Origin of the sequence: Agromyces sp. NBRC 114283, assembly GCF_030268405.1 — a bacterium.
GTDB lineage: Bacteria > Actinomycetota > Actinomycetes > Actinomycetales > Microbacteriaceae > Agromyces > Agromyces mediolanus.
In genome coordinates this window covers 2,258,395-2,283,410 of sequence record NZ_BSQP01000001.1, presented here as the reverse complement: position 1 = coordinate 2,283,410, position 25,016 = coordinate 2,258,395, and the positions used below count along the sequence as shown (strand labels likewise).

At 71.6% G+C, this 25,016-nt stretch carries 20 protein-coding genes and 1 tRNA gene; 2 read left to right on the top strand and 19 right to left on the bottom strand.

Annotated elements, in window-relative coordinates; genetic code table 11:
* Window positions 1–59: 59 nt before the first annotated feature.
* The gene (gene coaE, locus QSJ60_RS11020; protein ID WP_230763433.1) at window positions 60–671 is read right to left on the bottom strand and encodes a dephospho-CoA kinase; all 612 of its coding nucleotides are present in this window, start codon (window positions 669–671) and stop codon (window positions 60–62) included.
* Between the two features lie 47 nt (window positions 672–718).
* Here coaE and QSJ60_RS11015 point away from each other — a divergent pair, with 47 nt between their 5' ends.
* Window positions 719–1,333 carry a DUF4126 domain-containing protein gene (locus QSJ60_RS11015; protein WP_285463628.1) on the top strand — a complete coding sequence of 205 codons (615 nt, stop codon included), beginning with the start codon at window positions 719–721 and terminating at the stop codon, window positions 1,331–1,333.
* 67 nt (window positions 1,334–1,400) lie between these two features.
* Here QSJ60_RS11015 and rpsA read toward each other — a convergent pair whose 3' ends face one another.
* The 5 genes from rpsA to QSJ60_RS10990 form a co-directional block, all read right to left on the bottom strand.
* Window positions 1,401–2,852 (bottom strand): 30S ribosomal protein S1, encoded by a 1,452-nt coding sequence (gene rpsA, locus QSJ60_RS11010; protein ID WP_189084935.1) that lies wholly within the window; start codon window positions 2,850–2,852, stop codon window positions 1,401–1,403.
* A 108-nt stretch (window positions 2,853–2,960) separates the two neighbouring features.
* Window positions 2,961–3,992, bottom strand: a complete 1,032-nt coding sequence (locus QSJ60_RS11005) for an epimerase (RefSeq protein WP_285463627.1) — start codon at window positions 3,990–3,992, stop codon at window positions 2,961–2,963.
* Window positions 3,989–5,656, bottom strand: a complete 1,668-nt coding sequence (locus QSJ60_RS11000) for a DUF885 domain-containing protein (RefSeq protein ID WP_285463626.1) — start codon at window positions 5,654–5,656, stop codon at window positions 3,989–3,991. The genes QSJ60_RS11005 and QSJ60_RS11000 overlap by 4 nt, the downstream gene beginning before the upstream one ends.
* Window positions 5,657–5,735: 79 nt before the next feature.
* Entirely contained in the window at window positions 5,736–8,414 is a 2,679-nt protein-coding gene (gene polA / locus QSJ60_RS10995) for a DNA polymerase I (protein ID WP_285463625.1), read from the bottom strand.
* A gap of 155 nt (window positions 8,415–8,569) precedes the next feature.
* The gene (locus QSJ60_RS10990; RefSeq protein WP_189084931.1) at window positions 8,570–9,175 is read right to left on the bottom strand and encodes an ANTAR domain-containing response regulator; all 606 of its coding nucleotides are present in this window, start codon (window positions 9,173–9,175) and stop codon (window positions 8,570–8,572) included.
* Between the two features lie 36 nt (window positions 9,176–9,211).
* Here QSJ60_RS10990 and QSJ60_RS10985 point away from each other — a divergent pair.
* Window positions 9,212–9,297, top strand: a tRNA-Leu gene (locus QSJ60_RS10985).
* A gap of 38 nt (window positions 9,298–9,335) precedes the next feature.
* Here QSJ60_RS10985 and QSJ60_RS10980 read toward each other — a convergent pair.
* From QSJ60_RS10980 to hisF, 13 genes are all read right to left on the bottom strand, one after another.
* On the bottom strand, window positions 9,336–9,803 hold the full coding sequence (locus tag QSJ60_RS10980; RefSeq protein ID WP_285463624.1) for an SRPBCC family protein: 468 nt from the start codon (window positions 9,801–9,803) through the stop codon (window positions 9,336–9,338).
* A 95-nt stretch (window positions 9,804–9,898) separates the two neighbouring features.
* The gene (pyk, locus tag QSJ60_RS10975) at window positions 9,899–11,314 is read right to left on the bottom strand and encodes a pyruvate kinase (RefSeq protein WP_189084930.1); all 1,416 of its coding nucleotides are present in this window, start codon (window positions 11,312–11,314) and stop codon (window positions 9,899–9,901) included.
* Window positions 11,315–11,381: 67 nt separating this feature from the next.
* Window positions 11,382–12,839: a glutamate synthase subunit beta gene (locus tag QSJ60_RS10970; RefSeq protein ID WP_285463623.1), complete on the bottom strand. Its 1,458-nt coding sequence runs from the start codon at window positions 12,837–12,839 to the stop codon at window positions 11,382–11,384.
* Between the two features lie 53 nt (window positions 12,840–12,892).
* Window positions 12,893–17,467: a glutamate synthase large subunit gene (gene gltB, locus QSJ60_RS10965; protein ID WP_285463622.1), complete on the bottom strand. Its 4,575-nt coding sequence runs from the start codon at window positions 17,465–17,467 to the stop codon at window positions 12,893–12,895.
* A gap of 109 nt (window positions 17,468–17,576) precedes the next feature.
* Window positions 17,577–18,563, bottom strand: coding sequence for a prolipoprotein diacylglyceryl transferase (gene lgt / locus QSJ60_RS10960; RefSeq protein WP_285463621.1), 987 nt, complete (start codon window positions 18,561–18,563; stop codon window positions 17,577–17,579).
* 59 nt (window positions 18,564–18,622) lie between these two features.
* On the bottom strand, window positions 18,623–19,408 hold the full coding sequence (trpA, locus tag QSJ60_RS10955) for a tryptophan synthase subunit alpha (RefSeq protein ID WP_285465309.1): 786 nt from the start codon (window positions 19,406–19,408) through the stop codon (window positions 18,623–18,625).
* A complete protein-coding gene (gene trpB / locus QSJ60_RS10950) occupies window positions 19,408–20,613 on the bottom strand; it encodes a tryptophan synthase subunit beta (RefSeq protein ID WP_189084926.1) in 1,206 nt (401 codons plus the stop codon). The genes trpA and trpB overlap by 1 nt, the downstream gene beginning before the upstream one ends.
* 1 nt (window position 20,614) lies before the next feature.
* Window positions 20,615–21,385, bottom strand: a complete 771-nt coding sequence (gene trpC / locus QSJ60_RS10945) for an indole-3-glycerol phosphate synthase TrpC (RefSeq protein ID WP_189084925.1) — start codon at window positions 21,383–21,385, stop codon at window positions 20,615–20,617.
* Between the two features lie 2 nt (window positions 21,386–21,387).
* On the bottom strand, window positions 21,388–21,618 hold the full coding sequence (locus QSJ60_RS10940; protein WP_189084924.1) for a DUF6704 family protein: 231 nt from the start codon (window positions 21,616–21,618) through the stop codon (window positions 21,388–21,390).
* Between the two features lie 31 nt (window positions 21,619–21,649).
* Window positions 21,650–22,351 (bottom strand): Trp biosynthesis-associated membrane protein, encoded by a 702-nt coding sequence (locus tag QSJ60_RS10935; protein WP_285463620.1) that lies wholly within the window; start codon window positions 22,349–22,351, stop codon window positions 21,650–21,652.
* The gene (locus tag QSJ60_RS10930; protein ID WP_285463619.1) at window positions 22,348–23,877 is read right to left on the bottom strand and encodes an anthranilate synthase component I; all 1,530 of its coding nucleotides are present in this window, start codon (window positions 23,875–23,877) and stop codon (window positions 22,348–22,350) included. The genes QSJ60_RS10935 and QSJ60_RS10930 overlap by 4 nt, the downstream gene beginning before the upstream one ends.
* A complete protein-coding gene (hisI, locus tag QSJ60_RS10925) occupies window positions 23,874–24,254 on the bottom strand; it encodes a phosphoribosyl-AMP cyclohydrolase (protein ID WP_285463618.1) in 381 nt (126 codons plus the stop codon). Before hisI ends, QSJ60_RS10930 begins: the two co-directional genes overlap by 4 nt.
* Window positions 24,251–25,012, bottom strand: coding sequence for an imidazole glycerol phosphate synthase subunit HisF (gene hisF, locus QSJ60_RS10920; RefSeq protein ID WP_285463617.1), 762 nt, complete (start codon window positions 25,010–25,012; stop codon window positions 24,251–24,253). The genes hisI and hisF overlap by 4 nt, the downstream gene beginning before the upstream one ends.
* Between the last annotated feature and the right edge of the window lie 4 nt (window positions 25,013–25,016).

Sequence of the window (25,016 nt, the reverse complement as noted above, 5' to 3'; positions counted from 1 at the left end):
GGTTCGGCCACCGACACGACGGCCGGCTCGAGGCATCCCTTCGCGCAGGGCGAACCCGATCAGCGCGCCGCGAGCTCCGACGTCACCCGCGACCAGAGCGCGTCGGCCTGGCTCATCGTGTGGCCGAGCGAACCGTCGGTGTCGATGACGACGTCGGCGACCTTCAGCCGCGCCTCGCGGTCGATCTGCGCGTCGACGCGCGCCTCGGCCTGCAGCGGATCGAGACCGCGCTGCTCGACCAGCCGCTTGACCTGGGTACGCTTCGGGGCGTCGGTCACGACGACGAGGTCGAAGGGATGGTCGACGTTCGCCTCGACGAGGAGCGGCACGTCGTAGACCACGACGGCGTCGGGGTTCTCGGCCTCGGCCTTCGCGATCAGGCGGCCCGAGAGCTCGCGCACCGCGGGGTGCACGATGGCGTTGAGCTTCGCCCGCGCGGCGTCGTCGCCGAAGACGATGCGGCCGAGGCGCTCCCGGTCGAGCGAGCCGTCGGCGCGGAGCACCTCGGGGCCGAAGGTCTCGGCGATCGCCGCGAGCGCCGGCGTGCCGGGCTCCACGACCTTGCGCGCGAGCTGGTCGGCGTCGAGATGCACGGCGCCGTGCTCGTAGAGACGCCGGGCGACGGTGGACTTGCCGGACGCGATGCCGCCGGTGAGGCCGATCAGGTACACAGCCTCACTCTAGCCGTGCGAGACTCGTGCCGGCGGAAGGAGGCCGCATGCTGGAACTGCTGACGGCCACCGGGCTCGCGCTCGCGGCCGGCCTCAACGCGTGGATCCCGCTCGTGCTCCTCGGCGCGCTCGACCGCTTCACCGGCCTCGTCGAGCTCCCGCCCGCCTGGTCGTGGCTGGCGAACGAGTGGGTGCTGCTCGTCCTCGTGGTGCTGCTCGTCGTGGAGTTCCTGGCCGACAAGGTCCCAGGACTGGACACCGTCAACGATGTCGTGCAGACGGTCGTTCGCCCGACCGCCGGCGGGATCGCGTTCGGCTCGGGCCTGGGCGCGACCACGGTCGCCGTCACGGACCCCGAGACCTTCATCGCCACGCAGCAGTGGGTGCCGATCGCGGTGGGCGTCGTGCTCGCGCTGCTCGTGCATCTGCTGAAGGCCGGGGCCCGCCCGATCCTGAACGCGGCGACCGCCGGCGTCGCCGCGCCGATCACGAGCACCGCCGAGGATGCCGGGAGCGTGCTCATCGTCGTCGCGGCGGTGCTGGCGCCGATCCTCGTGCTCCTGGCGGTCGGTGCCGCGGTCGCCGCGACGGTCTGGCTCGTCCGTCGCCGGCGCAGACGGCGGTCGGCGCGCAGCCGGCCGGAGCCCGACGCATCCGCCTGAACCGGGCCCGGAAACGGCGGAAGGCCGGCTCCCGAGGGAGCCGGCCTTCCGGTGATCGCAGGAACGATCAGTTGTTGCTCGAGAGCTTCTCGCGGAGCGCCGCGAGCGAAGCGTCGTCGGCGAGGGTGCCCGCGCCGGCGGTCTCGCTCGAGTAGGACGCGCCACCGGCCGAGAACGAGTCGTCGGCGGCCTGAGCGGCGAGCGAAGCAGCAACCTGCTTCTTGTGCGCCTCCCAGCGAGCCTGGGCGGCAGCGTAGTCCTGCTCCCACTTCTCGCGCTGGGCCTCGAAGCCTTCCTTCCACTCGTTCGTCTCGGGGTCGAAGCCCTCCGGGAACTTGTAGTTGCCCTGCTCGTCGTACTCGGTGAGCATGCCGTAGAGCGCCGGGTCGAACTCGGTGCCCTCGGGGTCGACGCCCTCGTTCGCCTGCTTCAGCGAGAGCGAGATGCGGCGACGCTCGAGGTCGATGTCGATGACCTTGACGAAGACCTCTTCGCCCACCGAGACGACCTGCTCGGCCAGCTCGACGTGCTTGCCCGACAGCTCCGAGATGTGCACGAGGCCCTCGATGCCGTCGGCGACGCGGACGAACGCACCGAACGGAACCAGCTTCGTGACCTTGCCCGGCGCGACCTGACCGATCGCGTGGGTGCGGGCGAAGACCTGCCACGGGTCTTCCTGCGTCGCCTTGAGCGAGAGCGAGACGCGCTCGCGGTCGAGCTCGACGGAGAGCACCTCGACGGTGACCTCCTGGCCGACCTCGACGACCTCGCTGGCGTGCTCGATGTGCTTCCACGAGAGCTCGGAGACGTGCACGAGGCCGTCCACGCCGCCCAGGTCGACGAACGCACCGAAGTTGACGATCGAGGAGATGACACCCTTGCGGATCTGGCCCGGGTGCAGGTTGGCGAGGAAGGTCGAGCGCGACTCCGACTGGGTCTGCTCGAGCAGCGCGCGACGCGACAAGACCACGTTGTTGCGGTTCTTGTCGAGCTCGAGGATCTTCGCCTCGAGCTCCTGGCCGAGGTACGGGGTGAGGTCGCGCACGCGGCGGAGCTCGATGAGCGACGCCGGGAGGAAGCCGCGGAGGCCGATGTCGACGATCAGGCCGCCCTTGACGACCTCGATGACCGAACCGGTCACCACGCCGTCGGACTCCTTGATCTTCTCCACGTCGCCCCACGCGCGCTCGTACTGCGCACGCTTCTTCGACAGGATCAGGCGGCCTTCCTTGTCCTCCTTCTGGAGAACGAGGGCCTCGACGGTGTCGCCGACCTCGACGACCTCGCTGGGGTCGACGTCGTGCTTGATGGAAAGCTCACGCGAGGGGATGACACCCTCGGTCTTGTACCCGACGTCGAGGAGGACCTCGTCGCGGTCGATCTTGACGACGGTGCCCTCGATGAGGTCGCCGTCGTTGAAGAACTTGAGCGTCTTCTCGACCGCGGCGAGGAAATCGTCAGCAGATCCGATGTCGTTGATCGCGACCTGCTTGGGCGCCTTGGTCGTTGCGGTTGTCATGAAGTAATTGCTCCGAATGGACAATATCGGGCCCGTCGCGAAGGTAGAGCGTGTGTGTGTTCCGCGATGGGCATGCGGACAGGAATGTCACACGAGTGACGTCCCATCCTAACCGATTTCGGACGGACGGGGCAATGCGGCCGTCCCGCTCCCCCGCTCGCGCCCGCCCGCCGGGCCACGCACGATCGAGCGCAGGGCCGGCTCGAGCTCGGGATACGCGAATCGGAACCCGGCGGCCTCGAGCCGCTCCGGCAGCACCCGGCGGCTCTTCAGGACCAGCTCGGTCTCCGTGCCGATCATCGCGGCGCCGAGCTCGAGCAGCCAGCGCGGCTGCGGCGCGCCGAACGGCATCCCGACGATGCGCCGCAGGGTCGCCATCAGCTCGCGGTTCTGCACCGGGTTCGGCGAGCTCAGGTTCACCGGACCCTCGAGGGCGTGCAGTTCCAGGAAGTCGATCGCCCGGACCACGTCGTCGAGGTGGATCCAGCTGAACCACTGGCGCCCCTTGGTCGGGCGGAAGCGATGCGCGGTGCCCGCCGCACGACGGCCCGCCGACACCGGCCAGCGACCGTCGTACTGGGGCCCGCCCAGCCCGAGCCTGGTCAGACGGACGAGCGGCGCCAGCGCGCCGCCGCGACCGAGCACGATCGCCGTGCGCAGCGCGACCCGTCGGGTTCCGGGCAGCGCGCCGGAGAAGAGCTCGGCCTCCCAGGCCTCGGCGACCGCGACGGAGAAGCCCTCGCCGTGCTCGCCCGCCGACTCCGTCATCGCCCGGTCCTCGGCGTGCCGGTAGATCGTCGCCGTCGAGGAGTTCACCCAGAGCGCGGGCGGGCGTTCGGCCCGGCCGATCGCCCGGTGCAGCGCCGCCGTCGTCAGCAGTCGGGAATCCAGGATCTCGGCGCGGTTCGCCGCCGTGTACCGGCAGTCGACGCTCTTCCCCGCGAGGCCGACGACGAGCACGGCGCCGTCGACCGCCCTGGCGATGCCGTCGGCGTCGTGCCATCCCACGTCGGCGTCGCCCCGACCGATGGTGACGAGCTCACGGCCAGCACGTCGGGCGTGCGCGACGAGCGCCCGGCCGAGGAAGCCGCTCGCTCCCCCGACGACGACGCGGCCCGGGCGGCCTGCCTCCACGGTCACCCGAGCAGCGCGGAGCGCAGCGTGTCGAGCCCGACGCCGCCGAGCGTGAGCGCCCGGCTGTGGAAGCGGCGGATGTCGAAGTCGGCGCCCTCACGGCGGCGCAGTTCGTCGCGCAGCTGTTCCCAGATGCGCTGCCCGACCTTGTACGACGGCGCCTGCCCCGGCCAGCCGAGGTAGCGGTTCACCTCGAAGGTGATGAAGCCGTCGTTCATCGCGACGTTCCGGCCCATGAACTCGAAGGCGTAGTCGCCCGTCCAGGCGCCCTGCCCGTCCGGCCGCTGCTTGCCGAGGTGCACGCCGATGTCGAGCACGACGCGAGCGGCGCGCATCCGCTGCCCGTCGAGCATGCCGAGCCGGTCCGCCGGGTCGTCGAGGTAGCCGAGCTCCTCCATGAGCCGCTCCGCGTAGAGCGCCCAGCCCTCGGCGTGGCCGGAGGTGCCGGCCAGCTGCCGGCGCCAGAGGTTCAGCGTGCCCCGGTTCACGACCGCCTGCCCGATCTGCAGGTGATGCCCGGGGACGCCCTCGTGGTACACGGTCGTGAGCTCCCGCCAGGTGTCGAACTCGGTGACGCCCTCGGGCACCGACCACCACATCCGCCCGGGCCTGGAGAAATCGTCGGTGGGGCCCGTGTAGTAGATGCCGCCCTCCTGGGTCGGAGCGATCATGCACTCGAGGGTGCGGATCTCCTCCGGGATGTCGAACTGGCTCGCGCCGAGCTCGGCCACCGCGCGGTCGCTCGTCTCCTGCATCCAGCGCTGCAGCGCCTCGGTGCCGACGAGCTTGCGGCTCGGGTCGGCCTCGAGCGCGGCGATCGCCTCGCGCACCCCGCCGCCCGGCACGATCTCGCGGGCGATCGACTCCTGCTCGGCGACCATCCGCGCGAGCTCCTCGATGCCCCACTCGTACGTCTCGTCGAGATCGACGACCGCGCCGAGGAACTGGCGGGACTGGAGGGCGTAGATCTCCCGGCCCACCCCGTCGCTCTGCCCCGCGGCCGGGGCGAGCTCCCCCTCGAGGAACTCGGCGAGGCCGCGGTACGCCTCGGCGGCGGCGCTCGCGGCACGCTCGAGGTCCTGCTGCAGGGAGTCGGGCAGCGCACTGCCGTCGGCGTTCGCCGAGGAGGCGAAGTCCGCGAAGAAGCCGTCGCTCGCGGCCGTGCGGCGCGCCTGCGCGGCGACCTCCCGCACCTGCCTGACGGCGGGAACTACCCCGCGGCGGATGCCCTCGCGGAGGGTCTCGGCGTAGCCGCCGACGGCCTCGGGCACCGCGGCGAGTCGGGTCGCGATGCGCGACCAGTCGTCGAGCGACGCGGTCGGCATCAGGTCGAACACCTCGCGGATCTCCTGCGCCGGGCTCGCGATGACGTTCAGGTCGCGAAGGTGCAGCTGGGCGGCGTCGCGTTCGAGCGCGAGCTCCAGTTCGCTGCCGAGATCGTCGCGGGTGACCCGGTCGACGGAGTCGACGACCGGTGCGGCCCGCAGCGCCGACAGCGCCGCACGCGTCGCCTCGCTCGCCCGTTCGTGGCCTTGCGGCGAGTAGTCGGGCAGCCGGTCGTCGGCCTCATTTCGGCCGATGTAGGTGCCGACGGTCGGGTCGAGGTCGACGAGCGTGTCGACCCAGCCCTCCGCGACTCGATCGATCTCGGTCTGCGCGCGTTCTGCCATGGGCCGAGCCTAGCCGCCGCCCGGCCGGCCGCGCAGGCAGCGGCACCCGGACGGGAGCCCGGGTGCCGGCGCCCGAGGCTCAGTGCGCGGCGTCGTCCCAGTTCGCGCCGCGCCCGACCTGCACGTCGAGCGGGACGAGCAGCTCGGCCGCATTCGCCATGCGGGCGCGCACGATGCCCTCGAGCTCGTCGCTCTCGCCTGCGGCGACCTCGAAGATGAGCTCGTCGTGCACCTGCAGCAGCATGCGCGAGGCGAGCCCGCGCTCGCGCGCGTCGCGTTCGATGCCCGTCATGGCGACCTTGATGATGTCGGCGGCCGAGCCCTGGATCGGCGAGTTGAGCGCGGCCCGCTCGGCGTTCTCGCGCAGCACCCGGTTCGGGCTGTTCAGATCGGGGAACGGGCGGCGGCGGCCGAAGATCGTCTCGGTGTATCCGTCGATCTTCGCCTGCTCGACGACGCCTCGGAGGTAGTCGCGCACGGCGCCGAAGCGCTCGAAGTAGTCCTTCATCAGCTGGGTCGCCTCTGCGCGGTCGATGCGCAGCTGCTTGGACAGGCCGAATGCGCTGAGGCCGTACGCGAGACCGTAGGACATCGCCTTGACCTTGGTGCGCATGAGCGGCGTCACGTCGGCCGGATCGACCGAGAAGATGCGCGCGCCGACGAAGCGGTGCAGGTCCTCGCCCGCGTTGAACGCCTCGATCAGTCCGGCGTCGCCGGAGAGGTGCGCCATGATGCGCATCTCGATCTGCGAGTAGTCGGCGGTGAGCAGTTCGGTGTACTCGGCCCCGTGGCGGAACGCGACACGGATGCGCCGGCCGTCTTCGGTGCGGATCGGGATGTTCTGCAGGTTCGGGTCGTTCGACGACATGCGACCGGTCGCCGCGCCGATCTGCCCGTACGTGGTGTGGATGCGCGCATCGGCGGCAATGGACTTGTCGAGCGACTCGACGATCTGCCGCAGCTTCGTGGCATCGCGGTGCTCGAGCAGCAGGCCGAGGAAGGGGTGCGGGTTCGACTCCTGGAGATCGGCGAGCGCACCGGCGTCGGTCGTGTAGCCCGTCTTCGTGGCGCGGGTCTTCGGCATGCCGAGCTGGTCGAAGAGCACTTCCTGCAGCTGCTTCGGCGAACCGAGGTTCACCTCGCGGCCGATCTCGGCGTAGGCCGCGGCGGCGAGCCCGGCGGCGCGCTCCCCCAGCTCGGCGGACAGCGCGGCGAGCGCCTCGTGGTCGACCGCGACGCCGCGGAGCTCCATCGCGGCGAGCACGGGCACGAGCGGCATCTCGATCTCGGCGAGCACGCGGCGCGGGCCCTCGTCAAGGGCGGCGAGCACGAGCGGGGCGAGCCGCGCCGAGTACCAGGCGAACTCGGGAGCCCCGGAGTCGCTGCCCTCTTCGGGGACGAGCTGCGAGGGGTCGCCGACGGGCACCGTCTCGCCGAGGTACCGGTCGACGAGCTCGATCAGATTCTTCTCGGTGAGGTTCGGCCGCACGAGCCAGGCCGCCAACAGCGGGTCGACGACGAGGCCGTCGACGGAGAGCCCGCCACGGATGAGCGCCTTCAGCTGCGCCTTCGCGTCGGTCATGATCTTGGGCGCGTCGCTCGCCAGCCAGGCCTCGAACGGACCGAACTCGGCACGGCCCGCCTGCCACGGCAGCTCGATCGAAGAGTCGGTCGTGGCGACACCGATCGTCGCGACCTCGCCGCCCGCGGTCTCGACGTGCAGCCCGAGCCCGGCCGGGGCCGCCTGCTGCGCCCGCTCGAGCCAGGCCGCCAGCTCCTCGCCCACGGGTCGCGTGGGCACGGGAGCCGCGATGGCGGGCTCGCGCTCGACAGGGGCCGCGGCGGCGCGCGCGGCGGCGTTGGTCTCGCCGCGGGCGATCTTCATGACGCGATCGAGCAGGGTCTTGAACTCGAGCCGGCCGAACAGCTCATGCACGGCGTCCTCGTCGATCGGCCGGGCTTCGAGATCGGCCAGCTCGAGCTCGAGCTCGACATCGGTGACGAGGCGGTTGAGCTTGCGGTTGCGGATCGCGTTCTCGCGCTCGCGGCGCAGGTTGTCGCCGACGACGCCCTTGATCTCGTCGATGTGGTCGAGGATGCCCTGCAGATCGCCGTAGAGCTTCAGCCACTTGACCGCAGTCTTCTCGCCGACCTTCGTGATGCCGGGCAGGTTGTCGCTCGTCTCACCCACGAGGGCGGCGATCTCGGGGTACTGCTGGGGCGGCACACCGTAGCGTTCGACGACCGCCTCGGGGTCGTACCGCTTCAGCTGCGACACGCCCTGGGTGTTCGGGTACAGCAGGGTGACGTCGTCGTTCACCAACTGGATGGTGTCGCGGTCGCCGGAGACGAGCAGCACGCGGTACCCCTCGGCCTGGCCGCGGGCGGCGAGCGTCGCGAGGATGTCGTCGGCCTCGAAGTCGTCCTTCTCGAGGGTCGTGATGCTCAGCGCCTTCAGCGCCTCCTGCAGGATCGGCACCTGGCCCTTGAACTCGATCGGCGTCTCGCCGCGGTTGCCCTTGTACTCCTCGTACTCGCGCGTGCGGAACGAGACGCGCGACTTGTCGAACGCGACCGCGAGGTGGGTGGGCTTCTCGTTCTGCAGCAGCAGGAGCAGCATCGACAGGAAGCCGTGGATGGCGTTCGTGTGCTGCCCGTCGCGGGTCTGGAAGCTGTCGACCGGCAGGGCGTAGAAGGCTCGGAAGGCCAGCGAGTGGCCGTCGACGACGAGGAGGGTGGGCTTTGCTGCGTCCGTCACTCGGACAGCCTACAAGCGGCCGCCGACACCCGAAGTCCGTCGTCGGCGGCGCGGAGCGGCGCGCACGGGGAAACGGCGGATGCCCCGCCGGCACGTGGCCGTCGGGGCATCCTGAGTCGGAGGGAACGCCCGGCCGTCGGCCGGACGTTCTCGCGTCACTTCTTGGCGGAGAGCTGCTCGATGATCGCCTGCGAGACGTCGCGCATGGTGAGGCGGCGGTCCATGGAGGCCTTCTGGATCCAGCGGAACGCCTCGGGCTCGGTGAGGCCCATCTTCTCGTTCAGCAGGCCCTTCGCGCGGTCGACGAGCTTGCGGGTCTCGAAGCGCTCGACGAGGTCGCCGACCTCCGCCTCGAGCGCGATGATCTGCGCGTGGCGGGCCAGGGCGATCTCGATCGCGGGCAGCAGGTCGTTCGGGGTGAACGGCTTCACGACGTAGGCGAGGGCACCGGCCTCGCTGGCGCGCTCGACGAGCTCCTTCTGGCTGAACGCGGTGAGCAGCACGACCGGGGCGATGTGCCCCTTCGAGAGCCGCTCGGCGGCAGAGATGCCGTCCAGCTGCGGCATCTTCACGTCCATGATGACCAGGTCGGGCCGCAGCTCCGTCGCGAGCTGCACGGCGGTCTCGCCGTCACCCGCCTCGCCGACGACCTCGTAGCCGTTGTCCCGCAGGATCTCGACGATGTCGAGGCGGATGAGCGACTCGTCTTCGGCCACGACCACGCGACGCGGTGCGGGCTGGGTTGATTCGGTGTCAGTCACGCCAGAAAGCCTACGGTATTCTGAGCGAGGCCTCTGGCCGGTGTGGCGGAATGGCAGACGCGGAGCACTCAAAATGCTTTGCCCGAAAGGGCGTGTGGGTTCGACCCCCACCACCGGCACCAGTGTGCGGTCGCCCGCCAGCCGGGCGCGTCGTGCCGGCTCAGTCGAGGTCCGCCGCGGCCCGTTCCGCGGCGGCGGCGACGTGCCGGTTCCGCTCCGCGATGAGTCGCCGCAGATGCCGCCCGAGCACGGGTTCGACGAGGCGGCCGAGGGGCCCGAACGGCGCTCGGAACCGCACCTGGTCGCGCATCACGGTGCCCCCGTCCACTGGTTCGAAGCGATGCTCGTGGCGGAACGCCGCGAACGGCCCGCGCAGCTGCTCGTCGACGAAGCGGTGGGGGCGCTCGTACGCGGTGATGCGGCTCGTCATCCGGAAGCGGACCCCGAAGTGCCGTGCGCGCCAGGTGACCTGCTCCCCCGGCCCGATCCGCCCGGACGTGACGCCGGCGACGGCCCGCTCGCCGCTCGACCGCATCGACTCGAGGTGGAGATCGATGTCGCACGAGGCGTCGAACGCCGCCTCGGGCGGCGCCGCGATGCGGGTGGCGCACTCGAACTCGACGGTCACGCCGCCATCCTCGCACGGCCCGCGAGCCTGCGACCGCGGCGGACGCGGAACGGCGGCCCGATCCGAGGGATCGGGCCGCCGCAGGGTCGTCGGGCCTAGAGGACCTCGCCGACCTTGTGCACGCGCACGTCGTTCGTCGTGCCGGGGATGCCGGGAGGGGAACCGGAGACGATGACGACCGTCTCGCCCTCCGCGGCCCGACCCGACTTCGCGAGCGCCTCGTCGACCTGCTCGACCATCTGGTCGGTGTGGGTGACGCGCTCGACGACGAAGGTGTCGACGCCCCAGTAGAGCGCCATGCGGCGGCGGATGGCCTGATCCGGCGTGAACGCGAGGATCGGGATGTCGCTGCGCAGGCGGGCCATCCGGCGGGCGGAGTCGCCCGACTCGGTGAACACGCACAGGTACTTCGCGTCGACGAAGTCGGCGACCTCGACCGCGGCCGCGGTGATCGCGCCGGACTGGGTGCGCGGCTTCGTGCCGAGCGGCGGGACGCGCTCGAGGCCGTGCTTCTCGGTCGACTCGACGATGCGCGCCATGGTCTGCACCGTGATGACCGGGTACTCGCCCACGCTCGTCTCGCCGGACAGCATGACCGCGTCGGCGCCGTCGAGCACCGCGTTCGCGACGTCGCTCGTCTCGGCGCGCGTCGGCACCGGGCTGTGGATCATCGACTCGAGCATCTGCGTCGCGACGATGACGGGCTTCGCGAGTCGACGGGCGATCTCGACCGCCCGCTTCTGCACGATCGGCACGGCCTCGAGCGGAAGCTCGACGCCGAGGTCGCCGCGGGCGACCATGATCGCGTCGAAGGCCTCGATGATGCCCTCGAGGTGGTCGACCGCCTGCGGCTTCTCGATCTTGGCGATGACGGGCACGCGCCGGCCGACCTCATCCATGATCTCGTGGACGCGGACGATGTCCTCGGCGTTCCGCACGAAGGAGAGCGCGATGAGGTCGGCGCCGAGCTCGAGGCCCCAGCGGAGATCGGCCTCGTCCTTCTCGGAGAGCGCCGGGACGTTCACGGCGACGCCGGGCAGGTTGATGCCCTTGTTGTTCGAGACCGGGCCGGCGACGACGACCTTGGTGGTCACGACCACGCCGTCGGTCTCGACGACCTGCACGCGCACCTTGCCGTCGTCGATCAGCAGGAAGTCGCCGGGCGCCACGTCCTGCGGCAGGCCCTTGAACGTCGTGCCGACGAGCTCCTTCGTGCCCACGACGTCCTCCGTCGTGATCTTGAAGATGTCGCCCTCGGCGAGCTCGTAGGGTCCTCCCTCGAACTTGCCGAGACGGATCTTCGGGCCCTGGAGGTCGACCAGCACCGCCACGGCGCGACCGGAGTCGTTCGCCGCCTTGCGGACGTTCTGGTAGACGGCCTCGTGCACGTCGTACGTGCCGTGGCTCAGGTTCATGCGGGCGACGTCGACGCCCGCATCGATGATCGCTCGGATCTGTTCATAGCTCGATGTCGCCGGCCCGAGGGTGGCGACGATCTTCGCTCGTCTCATATTCGTATGTGCTCCCAGGTGTTCCGCGCGAACGCGGTGCGGTGCCGGCGGCTCGCGCCGCCGACGCTCAGACGGAGAAGGCGCGAGCCGTCGCAGGGATCGGGCTCGGCAATCTCGTGTCCCCTTCAAGGTACCGGTCGACGGCCGCCGCCGCCGCCCGGCCCTCGGCGATCGCCCACACGATGAGCGACTGCCCACGACCGGCGTCGCCGGCGACGAAGACGCCGGGCTGCTCGGTCGCGTACTGCGCGTCGCGGGCGAGGGCGCCGCGGTCGGTCACGCCGAGCTCGAGCTGCGGCTGGATGGTCTCGGTCTCCGGCCCGGTGAAGCCGAGGGCGAGCAGCACGAGGTCCGCCGGGATCTCGCGCTCGGTGCCCGACTTCGGCACGCGGCGTCCGTCGACGAACTCGGTCTCGGCCACGCGCACGGCGCGGAGCTCGCCCGCGTCGTTCGCGAGGAACTCGACGGTCGACACGAGGTACTCGCGCGTGCCGCCCTCCTCGTGCGCGCTCTGCATCTCGAAGAGGGTCGGATGCATCGGCCAGGGCTGCGCCGCGCTGCGCGCCTCGCCCGGCTGCCGGCCGATCGCGAGGTTCGTCACGCTCAGCGCACCCTGGCGGTGCGCGGTGCCGATGCAGTCGGCGCCGGTGTCGCCGCCGCCGAGGACGACGACGTGCTTGCCCTCGGCGCTGATCTGGTCGAAGACCGGATCGCCGGCGGCCGCGCGGTTGCCCTGCACGAGGTACTCCATGGCGAAGTGCACGCCCGGCAGGTCGCGTCCGGGGATCGGCAGATCTCGCGGGACCATCGCGCCCGTCGCGACCACGACGGCGTCGTAGCGCGAGCGGAGCTCGTCCCAGGAGATGTCGGTGCCGATGTCGACGCCCGCGCGGAAGCGGGTGCCCTCGGCCGTCATCTGCGCGAGGCGCTGGTCGAGGTGGCGCTTCTCCATCTTGAAGTCGGGGATGCCGTAGCGCAGGAGGCCGCCGATGCGGTCGTCGCGCTCGAAGACCGCGACCGTGTGGCCCGCGCGGGTGAGCTGCTGCGCGGCGGCGAGGCCCGCGGGCCCGGAGCCGACGACGGCGACGGTCTTGCCGGTCAGTCGGCCGGGCGGCTGCGGCTGCACCCAGCCGTTGCCGAAGGCCTGGTCGATGATCGAGACCTCGACCTGCTTGATCGTGACGGCCGGCTGGTTGATGCCGAGGACGCACGCCGACTCGCACGGGGCCGGGCAGAGCCGACCCGTGAACTCCGGGAAGTTGTTCGTGGCGTGCAGCCGCTCGATCGCGGCGCGACCCTCGCCGCGCCACATGAGGTCGTTCCACTCCGGGATCAGGTTGCCGAGCGGGCAGCCCTGGTGGCAGAACGGGACGCCGCAGTCCATGCAACGGCCGGCCTGCCGGCGCAGCTGGGCGGAGTCGCCCGGCTCGTAGACCTCTTTCCAGTCCATGATCCGCACCGGAACGGGGCGCCGCTTGGGCAGCTCCCGTTCGGTGACCTTCAGAAAGCCCTTCGGGTCAGCCACCCGTCACCTCCATACCGCTCGTGTTGCCGTTCGGATTCGTGTTCGCGATCGTCTCAGCCACCCGTCACCTCCAGGATGCGGGTCCAGACGATCTCGCCGTCGGGGTCGAGCCCCTCGTCGACGGCGCTCTGCCGGGTGCGGAGCACCGCGGCGTAATCGCGCGGGAGCACCTTGGTGAAGCGGTCGAACGCCGCGTCGCCCTCCTCGAGCAGGGAGGCCGCGACCGCGGAGCCCGTCTCGGCGAGGTGCTGCTCGAGCAGGTCGCGCACGATCTCGCGGTCGGCCGAACCGAGCGCCAGGAGCTCCAGCTCGCCGTTGGCGAGCGATTCGCGGTTCACGAGGGCCTCGTCGAGACCCAGGACGTACGCCGTGCCGCCCGACATGCCCGCACCGAGATTGCGTCCCGTGGCGCCGAGGATCAGCGCCAGCCCGCCCGTCATGTACTCGAGCGCGTGGTCGCCCACGCCCTCGACGACGGCGGTGGCGCCCGAGTTGCGCACCAGGAAGCGCTCGCCCACGATGCCGCGGATGAACATGCTGCCCTGGGTCGCGCCGTAGCCGATCACGTTGCCGGCGATGACGTTGCGCTCGGCGGCGAAGCTCGCCGTCGGCGCGGGGCGCACCACGATGCGTCCGCCCGAGAGGCCCTTGCCGACGTAGTCGTTGGAGTCGCCCTCGAGCCGCAGCGTGATGCCGGCCGGGAGGAACGCCCCGAGCGACTGCCCGGCCGAGCCCGAGAGCGTGACCTCGATGGCCCCCTCGGGAAGGCCGTTCGCACCGTGCCGCGCGGTGACCTCGTGGCCGAGCATCGTGCCGACGGCGCGCTCGGTGTTCTTGATCGGCAGCTCGATCTCGACGTGGCCGCCCTGCTCGAGCACCTGGCGGGCCCGGGAGATCAGCTCGTTGTCGAAGTGCTCGTCGAGCTCGTGGTCCTGCTCGCGGCCGTGCTTGCGCGGCTCGGCGTCGGCGAAGTCCGGACCGATGAGCACGGGGGTGAGATCGAGGCCCGAGGCCTTCCAGTGCGAGACCGCGCGGTCGACGTCGAGGAGTTCGCGGCGGCCGATGATCTCGTCGAGCGAGCGGAAGCCGAGCGCCGCGAGGTGCTCCCGCACCTCCTCCGCGATGAACTCGAAGAAGGTCACGACGAACTCGGGCTTGCCCGTGAAGCGCTTGCGCAGCTCCGGGTTCTGCGTCGCGACGCCGACGGGGCAGGTGTCGAGGTGGCAGACGCGCATCATGATGCAGCCCTCGACCACGAGCGGCGCCGTGGCGAAGCCGAACTCCTCGGCCCCCAGCAGGGCGCCGATGATGACGTCGCGGCCGGTCTTGAGCTGCCCGTCGACCTGCACGACGACGCGGTCGCGCATGCCGTTCAGCATGAGCGTCTGCTGGGTCTCGGCGAGGCCGAGCTCCCAGGGGGTGCCCGCATGCTTCAGCGAGTTCAACGGGCTCGCGCCGGTGCCGCCGTCGTGGCCGGACACCAGGATGACGTCGGCGAGGGCCTTGGCCGTGCCGGCGGCGACCGCGCCGATGCCCGACTGGCTCACGAGCTTCACGTGCACGCGCGCCTTCGGGTTCGCGCGCTTCAGGTCGAAGATGAGCTGCTTCAGGTCTTCGATCGAGTAGATGTCGTGGTGCGGCGGCGGCGAGATCAGGCCGACGCCCGCGGTCGCGTGCCGCGTGCGCGCCACCCACGGGTACACCTTCGTCGGCGGCAGCTGGCCGCCCTCGCCCGGTTTCGCGCCCTGCGCGAGCTTGATCTGGATGTCGTCGGCGTGCGTCAGGTACATGCTCGTCACGCCGAATCGGCCGGAGGCGACCTGCTTGATCGCGCTGCGCCGCTCGGGGTCGAGCAGCCGCTCGAGGTCCTCGCCGCCCTCGCCCGTGTTCGACTTGGCGCCGAGCCGGTTCATCGCGATGGCGAGCGTCTCGTGCGCCTCCTTCGAGATCGAGCCGTAGCTCATCGCGCCGGTGGAGAAACGCTTCACGATCGACGACACCGGCTCGACCTCGTCGAGCGGCACCGGCGGGCGCACCCCACTGCGGAGGGCGAACAGGCCGCGGAGCGTCATGAGCTCCTCGGCCTGCGAGTCGACGAGATCGGTGTACTCCCGGAACACGTCGTAGCGACGGTTGCGCGTCGAGTGCTGCAGGCGGAACACGGTCTCGGGGTTGAAGAGGTGCGGCGAGCCGTCGCGGCGCCACTGGTACTCGCCACCCGTCGCGAGCCGCTCGTGGGCGCGCACGGCGACGTCCTCGGGATAGGCCTCGGTGTGCCGGCTCAGGTTCTCGGCCGCGATGACGTCGATGCCGATGCCGCCGAGCTTCGAGGTGGTGCCCGTGAAGTACTCGTCGATGAACTCCTGCGAGAGGCCGATCGCCTCGAAGGCCTGCGCCCCCGCGTAGGAGGCGATGGTCGAGATGCCCATCTTCGACATGATCTTCAGCACGCCCTTGCCGAGCGCCTTGATCACGTTGTGCACCGCGTCCTCCGGGCTCACCCCGCTGATGACGCCGGAGCGCACGAGGTCCTCGCAGGTCTCCATCGCGAGGTACGGGTTCACGGCGGAGGCGCCGTAGCCGATGAGGAGCGCGACGTGATGCACCTCGCGCACGTCGCCCGCCTCCACGATGAGCCCGACGCGCATCCGCGTCTCCGCTCGGATGAGGTGGTGATGCACCGTCGAGAGCATGAGCAGCGACGGGATCGGGGCGAGGTCCTTGTTGGAGTCGCGGTCGCTCAGCACGATGAAGGAGGCGCCCTCGGCGATCGCCTCGTCGACCTCGCGGCAGATGGCGGCCAGCCGGTCGCGCAGCGCGTCGGGGCCCTCGTCGAAGCGGTAGGTGCCGCGGATCGTGACCGTCGTGCGCGAGCCAGGCATCGGGTCGATGTGCACGATCTTCGCGAGCTCGTCGTTGTCGATCACCGGGAAGTCGAGCGAGACCTGCCTGGCATGCTCCGGGCCGGCCGTCAGCAGGTTGCGCTCCGGCCCGAGCCCCGTGCCGAGCGAGGTCACGACCGCTTCGCGGATCGAGTCGAGCGGCGGGTTCGTCACCTGCGCGAACTGCTGCGTGAAGTAGTCGAACAGCAGGCGCGGGCGCTGTGCGAGCACCGCGATCGGCGTGTCGGAGCCCATCGCCCCGAGCGGCTCCTGCCCCGTGCGCGCCATCGGCGCGAGCAGGATCTTCACCTCTTCCTCGGTGTAGCCGAAGGTGCGCTGGCGGCGGTTCACCGAGGCCGGCGGGTGCACGATGTGCTCGCGCTCCGGGAGGTCGGCCAGGCGGATGCGGCTCTCGTCGAGCCACTCGCCCCACGGCTCCGCGGCGGCGAGCTCGCGCTTGATCTCGTCGTCCTCGATGAGCCGGCCGGCCTCGGTGTCGACGAGGAACATGCGGCCCGGCTGCAGGCGGCCCTTGCGGACCACGCGGGACGGATCGATGTCGAGCACGCCGATCTCGCTCGCCAGCACGACGAGGCCGTCGTCGGTGACGAGGTAGCGGCCGGGGCGGAGGCCGTTGCGGTCGAGCGTCGCCCCGACGAGCGAGCCGTCGGTGAACACGATCGCCGCGGGGCCGTCCCACGGCTCCATGAGCATCGAGTGGTACTCGTAGAAGGCGCGGCGCTCGGCATCCATGCCGGCCTGGTTCTCCCAGGCCTCCGGCACCATCATCATCACGGCGTGCGGGAGGCTGCGCCCGGAGAGCGTGAGCAGCTCGACGACCTCGTCGAAGGAGGCGGAGTCGCTCGCGCCGGGCGTCACGATCGGCAGGATCGGGTCGAGCTCGCCGAGGAGCTCGGACTCGAGCTGCGACTGCCGGGCCCGCATCCAGTTGCGGTTGCCCTGGATCGTGTTGATCTCGCCGTTGTGCGCGATCATGCGGAACGGCTGCGCGAGCGGCCACGAGGGGAAGGTGTTCGTCGAGTAGCGCGAGTGCACGAGCGCCAGCTTCGACGCGAAGCGCTCGTCGGAGAGGTCGGGGTAGAACGGCTCGAGCTGGAGCGTCGTGACCATGCCCTTGTAGACGAGCGTGCGCGCCGACAGCGAGGCGAAGTACAGCTCGAGCTCCCGCTCGGCGCGCTTGCGCAGCCGGAAGGTGAGCCGGTCGAGCGCGATGCCGGCGACGGCTGGCGCCCCCTCGGCGTTCGCCGCACGCACGAAGAGCTGCTGCACGGCGGGCATCGCCTGACGGGCGAGCGTGCCGAGCTGCTCGGGTCGCACGGGCACCTCGCGCCAGCCGAGGACCGTCAGCCCCTCCTCGGCGGCGAGCCGGGCGAGCGACTGCTTGATGCGGCTGCGCGACGTCGGGTCGACCGGGAGGAAGGCGTTGCCGACCGCGTACTCCCCCGCCGCGGGCAGCGGGAACTCGGTCACCGCGCGCAGGAACTCGTCGGGGATCTGGGTGATGATGCCCGCGCCGTCACCGGTGCCGGCGTCGGAGCCGATGGCCCCGCGGTGCTCCAGATGACGCAGCGCGTCGAGCGCCGCGGTGATGATGTCGTGCCCGGCGGTGCCGCGGAGCGTCGCGACCATCGCGAGCCCGCAGGCGTCTTTCTCGGCGGCTGGGTCGTACAGGCCCTGTGCGGCCGGCACGGTGCCGAACCGCGAGAAGGGAGGGGTGAGCGACACGGGAACCGTCCTCTCAGCAAGCGGAAAAGGAGGGGACGCCGTCGGCCCTTCGCAAGGGATCTGCACGGCACGAGGTGCGGCGCCGCTGCGGGAGAACGGGGACTGACTCCTAGACGGAGGACGAGCGGCCTGGGCTTGTGGCGGCCGACTCAGGGGCGTTCTCGGACTCGACGCCGTCGTCGAGCGAGTCCGATTCGGACTCGATTTCGTCAGAGTCTACAACAGCATCGGGCCGCTGCCATTCACGGCCCGGTGCGTAGACGCTCGGCTCCAGCCCGGTGTGCCGGCGCGACTGCACGATCAGCAGGATGACGCCGATCACGACGGCCGCGAAGGACGCCCAGACGTTCGAGCGGATGCCGAAGAGCATCTCGCTCGGGTCGACGCGGATGGACTCGAGGAACGAGCGCCCCAGGCCGTACCAGATGAGGTACATCGCGAAGGCCTTGCCCCAGCGCAGGCCGCCCTTGCGCTCGAGGAGCAGGATCACGGCGACGCCGGCGAGGTTCCAGATGATCTCGTAGAGGAACGTCGGGTGGAACAGCGTGCCCTCGGGCAGGCCCTGCGGCCACGCCGGGTTCGAGTACTCGATCTCGAGGCCCCAGGGCAGATCGGTCGGCGAGCCGAACAGCTCGTGGTTGAACCAGTTGCCGAGCCGGCCGACGGCCTGGGCCACGAGGAGGCCCGGCGCGAGCGCGTCGGCGAAGGAGAGGAAGCGCAGGCCCGTGATGCGGCACGCGATGAGCACGCCGACCGCACCGCCGATGAGCGCGCCGTAGATGGCGTTGCCGCCCTCCCAGATCGCGAAGATCTTCCACCACTCCTGGCCGGCGAAGTAGTCGTTCGGGTGGGTGAAGACGTGGTAGAACCGGGCGCCGATGATGCCGAGCGGCACCGCCCAGAGCGCGATGTCGAGCACGATGCCCGGCTCGGCGCCGCGCTTCGTGAGCCGGCGCGAGGTGATGACGACCGCGAGGATGATGCCGAGCAGGATCCACAGCGCGTAGGTGTGGATGTTGAGCTGCCACCCGAAGAGGTTGAGCTCGAAGACCTGCCACGAGTAGTCCGGGCTCGGGATGCTGAACGGTGCGATCACGCCGTCGACTGCCTTTCGTCAGGTGGTGCGGCCGCCACGGCGGCCCACATGAGCGTACTTCACTGCGGGCGCGTGCCGCGCGCGAGCTCGGCCGCGAGCCGACCGGCGGCCTCGGCGCCGCCCTGGGCGACCGCCGCGACGAGCGCGGAGCCGACGATGGCGCCCTCGGCGTACTCGAGCACCTCGGCGACCTGCGCCGCGGTCGAGATGCCCACGCCCACGCAGGCGGCCTCGGCGCCCGCGTCGTGCAGGCGCGACACCAGCGTGCGGGCGGCGCGGTCGACGTCGGAGCGCGCGCCCGTGATGCCCATCGTCGAGACGGCGTAGACGAAGCCGCGGCTCGCCTCCACGGTCTTGACCAGGCGGGCGTCGGTCGACGTCGGTGCGGCGAGGAACACCCGATCGAGGCCGGTGCGCTCGGTGGCGGCCAGCCAGTCGGCCCCCTCGTCGGGGATCAGGTCGGGCGTGATGAGCCCGGCTCCCCCGGCGGCGGCGAGCTCGTCCGCGAAGCGGTCGACCCCGTACTGCACGACGGGGTTCCAGTACGTCATGATCAGCACCGGGGCATCCGTGCGCTCGGTGATGCGGCGCACCGCCTCGAAGCCGTCCGCGATGCGGAAGCCGTTCTGCAGCGCCTGCTGCGTCGCGGCCTGGATGACCGGGCCGTCCATGACGGGGTCGGAGTACGGCAGGCCGAGCTCGAGCACGTCGACGCCCTTCTCGACCAGCGCGACGGCCGCCTCGACGCTCTCGTCGAGCGTGGGGAAGCCGACCGGCAGGTAGCCGATGAGCGCGCCGGCCGCCTCGCGATTGCGCCGGGCGATGACCTCGCCGACCGTCCGCATCACGCCTGCTCCCCGTCGTAGAGGCCGAAGTACTCCGCGGCCGTGTCCATGTCCTTGTCGCCGCGGCCCGAGAGGTTCACCAGGATGACGGCCTCGGGGCCGAGCTCGCGACCGAGCTCCAGCGCGCCCGCGAGCGCGTGCGCCGACTCGATCGCGGGGATGATGCCCTCGGTGCGGGTGAGCAGCCGCAGCGCCTCCATGGCGGCGGCGTCGGTGACCGGGCGGTACTCGGCCCGGCCGAGCGCCGCGAGCCACGAGTGCTCTGGCCCCACGCCCGGGTAGTCGAGGCCCGCGGAGATCGAGTGCGACTCGATGGTCTGGCCGTCCTCGTCCTGCAGCAGGTAGCTGCGCGCCCCGTGCAGCACGCCGGGGCGGCCCTTCGTGATGGTCGCCGCGTGCCGGGGCGTCTCGGCGCCCTCGCCGCCCGCCTCGAAGCCGATGAGCCGAACGTCGGCGTCGTCGAGGAAGGCGTGGAAGATGCCGATCGCGTTCGAGCCGCCGCCCACGCAGGCCGCCACCGCGGTCGGCAGTGCGCCGGTCAGCTCGAGCACCTGCGCCCGTGCCTCCTCCCCGATGATCTTCTGGAAGTCGCGCACCATCTCGGGGAACGGGTGCGGACCGGCGACGGTGCCGAAGACGTAGTTCGTCGTCTCGACGTTCGTGACCCAGTCGCGCATCGCGTCGTTGATCGCGTCCTTCAGCGTGCGCGAGCCGGTCTTCACGGCCACGACCTCGGCGCCGAGCAGGCGCATGCGGGCGACGTTCAGCGCCTGGCGCTCGGTGTCGACCTCGCCCATGTAGATCGTGCACTCGAGGCCGAAGAGCGCGGCGGCGGTCGCGGTCGCGACGCCGTGCTGTCCCGCCCCGGTCTCGGCGATCACGCGCGGCTTGCCGATCCGCTTGGTCAGCAGCGCCTGGCCGAGCACGTTGTTGATCTTGTGCGAGCCCGTGTGATTGAGGTCTTCGCGCTTCAGGATGATGCGGGCGCCGCCCGCGTGCTCCGCGAAGCGGGGCGCCTCGGTGATGATCGAGGGGCGGCCGGTGTAGCTGCGCCCCAGCTCGGCGAGCTCCTCGTGGAAGGCCGGGTCGAGCTTCGCGAGCTCGTAGGCCTCGGAGAGCTCGTCGAGCGCAGCGACGAGGGACTCGGGCACGAATCGCCCGCCGAAGTCGCCGAAGTACGGACCGTGGGCGTCTCGGAGCGCCATGTCACACCGCCAGGAATGCAGAGAGGGTGGCCACCGGGTCGCTCGTGACGAGCGCCTCGCCGACGAGCACGGCGTCGGCGCCGGCCCGGCGGTAGTGCGCCACGTCGTCGGGCGAGAGCACCGCGGACTCCGCGACGCGGATCGCGCCGTCGGGGAAGCGGTCGACGAGCCGGCCGAACAGATCGCGGTCGAGCTCGAAGGTGTTCAGATCGCGCGCGTTCACACCGATCAGCTTCGCGCCGAGCGCGGCGGCGCGATCGAGCTCCTCGGCCGAGTGCGCCTCGACAAGCGCGGTCATGCCGAGCTCGGTGATGAGCGCGTAGAGCTCGGCGAGCGTCGCGTCGTCGAGCGCGGCGACGATCAGCAGCGCGAGGTCGGCGCCGGCCGCGCGGGCCTCGAACACCTGGTACGGCGTCGAGAGGAAGTCCTTGCGCAGCACCGGGAGCGCGACCGCCTCGCGGACCGCTTCGAGATCGTCGAGCGAGCCGCCGAAGCGACGGCCCTCGGTGAGCACGCTGATCGCGCTCGCGCCGCCGAGCTCGTAGTCGCGCGCGAGCGCGGCCGGGTCGGTGATCGTGGCGAGCGCGCCCCGCGAGGGGCTCGAGCGCTTGATCTCGGCGATCACCTTCACCCGATCGGCCGGTCGCAGCGCCTCGAGCGCGTCGATGGCGGCCGGGCGCGCCAGTGCGGCGCGCTCGACCTCGGCGAGCGGACGAGTCTGCCGGCGCGCCTCGGCGTCGGCGACGGCGTTGGCCGTCAGCTCGGCGAGCACGGTCAGTGCGAGCTGACGGAGCTCTTGGCCCCGCCGACGCCGTAGCCGGCCTTGGCCAGCGCCCAGCCGACCAGTGCGCCGACGACGAGCAGGCCCGCCGAGGCCCAGACGAGCCACTCGAGCTCGAAGAAGAACGCGACCGTGCCGATCGTGAACGCGACGAGCATGATCACGACGGCCGTCCACGCCGCGGGCGAGTGTCCGTGGCCGGGGTCTGCGTGCTCAGTGGTCATGGTGCTCCTTCGTTGCGGGGTCTCGGCAAGTCTACCGGTCGGCCGCGCCGGGCTCGTCGCCCCGCGCGGTCGGCCGGTCGGGGTGGTCGTCAGGGTCGGCCTGCGCCTCGGCGGGCTCCTGACCCTCATCGGTGGGGTCGTCTCCGCGGGTCAGCTCGTCCCACTCCTCGACGGCGCGGTCGCGGCTCGACACCGGTGCTGCTGCGCCATCCTGACGGAGCTTGGTGCTGCCGTAGCGGCTCGACGAAGCCGGCCACTTCGCGCCCGTCACGAAGACGAGGAGTGCGGAGAGCACGAGCAGGGCGCCGCCGGCGAAGGCGGCGAGCGGCCAGAGGCTCGCGTCGACGCTCGCCACGAGCGCGGCGGTCGGCTCCGAGCCGGCCACCCCGGTCGCTTCGGTCACCGCGGGGGCGACGGCGGCCACGGGGTCGCCGAGGGTGAGCGCCGCGGCGAGGACGACGCAGCCGCCCAGCAGGAACTCGAGCACGCCGAGCACTATCCGCAGGCCGGTGCCGGCGAGGGCGAGGGCGGCGGACAGCGCGAGGGCCGCGAGGCCGAGCGCCGCGAGCGCCGGCGAGGCGAGCTGCCCGCTCACCGCGATCGCCGTGCCGTCGCCGCCGGCACCGGCCACGAGGTGCAGCTCGAACCAGCTCTGGCTCCAGCTCAGCATGGCGAGGCCGCCGCCGAGGATCGCCCCCAGGATGGCGGTGAGCTTCGACCGTCCCGGCGTCATGCGCCCACCCGCCGCATCGCGTTCGCCACCGCGACCGCCTTGAGCGGGGCCGCGGCCTTGTTGACGGACTCCTGGAACTCCGCCTCGGGCACCGAGTCGGCGACGAGGCCGCCCCCGGCCTGCACGCGGGCGACGCCGCCCTGGATGAGCGCGGTGCGGATGGCGATCGCGAGGTCGGCGTCGCCGCCGAAGCCGAAGTAGCCGACGACGCCGCCGTAGACGCCGCGCTGCGCGGGCTCGAGCTCGTCGATGATCTCCAGGGCGCGCGGCTTCGGCGCGCCCGAGAGCGTGCCGGCCGGGAAGGTCGCCCGGAACACGTCGACCGCGTTCCGCCCCGGCGCGAGGTCGCCCTCGACCGAGGACACGATGTGCATGATGTGGCTGAAGCGTTCGATGCGCATGAACTCGGTGACCTCGACGGAGCCGGCGACGCACACCTTCGCGAGGTCGTTGCGGGCGAGGTCGACGAGCATCAGATGCTCGGCGCGCTCCTTCGGATCGGCCTCGAGCTCGGCCTCGAGCGTGGCGTCCTCCTCCGGCGTCGCGCCCCGCGGGCGGGACCCGGCGATGGGGTGCGTGTAGACGCGGCCGTCCTCGACCTTCACGAGCGCCTCGGGCGAGGAGCCGACGATCCAGTACGGCTCCCCCGCGGTGTCCTCCAGGTGGAGCAGGTACATGTACGGGCTCGGGTTGAGGCTCCGCAGCACCCGGTAGACGTCGACCGGCTCGGCGGTGACCTCCTGCTCGAAGCGCTGCGAGATCACGACCTGGAACACGTCGCCGTCACGGATGTACGCCTTCGAGCGATCGACCGCGGCGAGGAAGTCCTCGCGATCGGTGCGGTGCCGGGGCGCCGCGGCGAGGCCGAGGTCGACCTGCGCCAGACGCGCCTCGGCCGGCTGCGCCAAACCGCCCTGCATGCGGTCGAGGCGCGCCTGCGCATCGGCCCAGAGCGTCTCGGCGTCGTCGACGCCGTCGTTCAGCGCCGAGGCGACGAGCTGCACGGTGCCCGTGCGGTGGTCGATGACCACGAGCTCGGAGACGAAGGCGAACGCCTGCGAGGGGACCCGGAAATCCGCGGGCGGCTGGTTCGGCAGCCGCTCGATCTGACGGATCGCCTCCCAGCCGATGAAGCCGACGAGTCCGCCGGTGAGCGGCGGCGCACCGGGCACGTCCTCCGTGGCCCAGCGCTCGTACAGCGCCTCGAGGGCGGCCAGCGGCGCGAGCTCGGCCGCCTCGCCGAGCGCGCGCTCCCTGGGCAGCCCGTAGTCGAGCCACTCGACCTGCCCGTCGCGCTCGGTCAGCACGCCGTGCGAGGCGACGCCGACGAAGGAGTAGCGCGACCAGATGCCGCCCTGTTCGGCGGACTCGAGCAGGAAGCTGCCCGGTCGCCCCTCCGCGAGCTTCCGGTAGATGCCCACCGGCGTCTCGCCGTCGGCGAAGAGCTCCCGCACCACGGGCACCACACGGCGCCCGCCGAGGAGGGTCTGGAAGCCCTCGAACGTGGTCGTCGCCGTGCTCGTCATGCGTCGCCTCCCGAGGCATCCGGCGCGTCGCCCACGACCACCGGCACCGGGTCGCCGTCGAAGCAGGTCCTGGTTCCGGTGTGGCACGCGGCGCCGATCTGCTCGACGCGCACGAGCAGGGTGTCCGCGTCGCAGTCGAGCGCGGCGGACTTCACGTACTGCGCGTGGCCCGAGGTGTCGCCCTTGCGCCAGTACTCCTGACGCGAGCGCGACCAGAACGTCACGCGGCCCTCGCTGAGCGTGCGGCGCAGCGCCTCGCGGTCCATCCAGCCGAGCATGAGCACCTCGCCGCTGTCCCACTGCTGGATGACGGCGGGCAGCAGCCCGTCGGCGTTGAACGCGGCCCGCTCGATCGCGGCATCCGTCGTGCTCGTCATCGCACGGTCCTCCCGTCGGCGGCCAGCGCCGCCTTCACCTCGCCGATCGTGATCTCGCCGTTGTGGAACACCGAGGCGGCGAGCACCGCGTCGGCGCCCGCGGCGATCGCCGGCGCGAAGTCCGAGACCCGCCCGGCCCCGCCCGACGCGATCACCGGCACGCTCGACAGCTCGTGCATGAGGGCCGTCAGCTCGAGGTCGAAGCCGGCCTTCGTGCCGTCGGCGTCGATCGAGTTCACGAGCAGCTCCCCCGCGCCGAGCTCGATCGCCCGACGAGCCCAGTCGAGGGCGTCGAGCTCGGTCTCGGTGCGACCGCCGTGCGTGGTGACGACGAAGCCGGAGGGCGTGCGCTCCGAGCGCTTCACGTCGAGCGAGAGCACCACGACCTGCGCGCCGAAGCGGTCCGCGATCTCGGCGACGAGCTCGGGCCGGGCGATGGCGGCGCTGTTCACGCCGATCTTGTCGGCGCCGTGGCCGAGCAGGCGCGCCACGTCCTCGGCGGAGCGCACCCCGCCGCCCACGGTGAGCGGGATGAAGACCTGCTCGGCGACCTGCTGCACCATGTCGTACGTCGTCGAGCGGTCGTCGACCGTCGCGGTCACATCGAGGAAGGTGAGCTCGTCGGCGCCCTGCTCGGCGTAGCGCGCGGCGAGTTCCACCGGATCGCCCGCGTCGCGCAGGTTCTGGAAGTTGACGCCCTTCACGACGCGGCCGGCGGCCACGTCGAGGCACGGGATGACCCGGACGGCGAGGCTCATCGCG

Bases quoted from the DNA above. Each gene is read 5' to 3' on its own strand.
- QSJ60_RS11015 (WP_285463628.1), top strand. From the start codon at position 719: ATGCTGGAACTGCTGACGGCCACCGGGCTCGCGCTCGCGGCCGGCCTC.
- rpsA (WP_189084935.1), bottom strand. From the start codon at position 2,852: ATGACAACCGCAACGACCAAGGCGCCCAAGCAGGTCGCGATCAACGAC.
- QSJ60_RS11000 (WP_285463626.1), bottom strand. From the start codon at position 5,656: ATGGCAGAACGCGCGCAGACCGAGATCGATCGAGTCGCGGAGGGCTGG.
- pyk (WP_189084930.1), bottom strand. From the start codon at position 11,314: ATGAGACGAGCGAAGATCGTCGCCACCCTCGGGCCGGCGACATCGAGC.
- trpA (WP_285465309.1), bottom strand. From the start codon at position 19,408: ATGCGGACGGTCGGCGAGGTCATCGCCCGGCGCAATCGCGAGGCGGCC.
- trpB (WP_189084926.1), bottom strand. From the start codon at position 20,613: ATGGCGCTCCGAGACGCCCACGGTCCGTACTTCGGCGACTTCGGCGGG.
- QSJ60_RS10940 (WP_189084924.1), bottom strand. From the start codon at position 21,618: ATGACCACTGAGCACGCAGACCCCGGCCACGGACACTCGCCCGCGGCG.
- QSJ60_RS10935 (WP_285463620.1), bottom strand. From the start codon at position 22,351: ATGACGCCGGGACGGTCGAAGCTCACCGCCATCCTGGGGGCGATCCTC.
- QSJ60_RS10930 (WP_285463619.1), bottom strand. From the start codon at position 23,877: ATGACGAGCACGGCGACGACCACGTTCGAGGGCTTCCAGACCCTCCTC.
- hisI (WP_285463618.1), bottom strand. From the start codon at position 24,254: ATGACGAGCACGACGGATGCCGCGATCGAGCGGGCCGCGTTCAACGCC.
- hisF (WP_285463617.1), bottom strand. From the start codon at position 25,012: ATGAGCCTCGCCGTCCGGGTCATCCCGTGCCTCGACGTGGCCGCCGGC.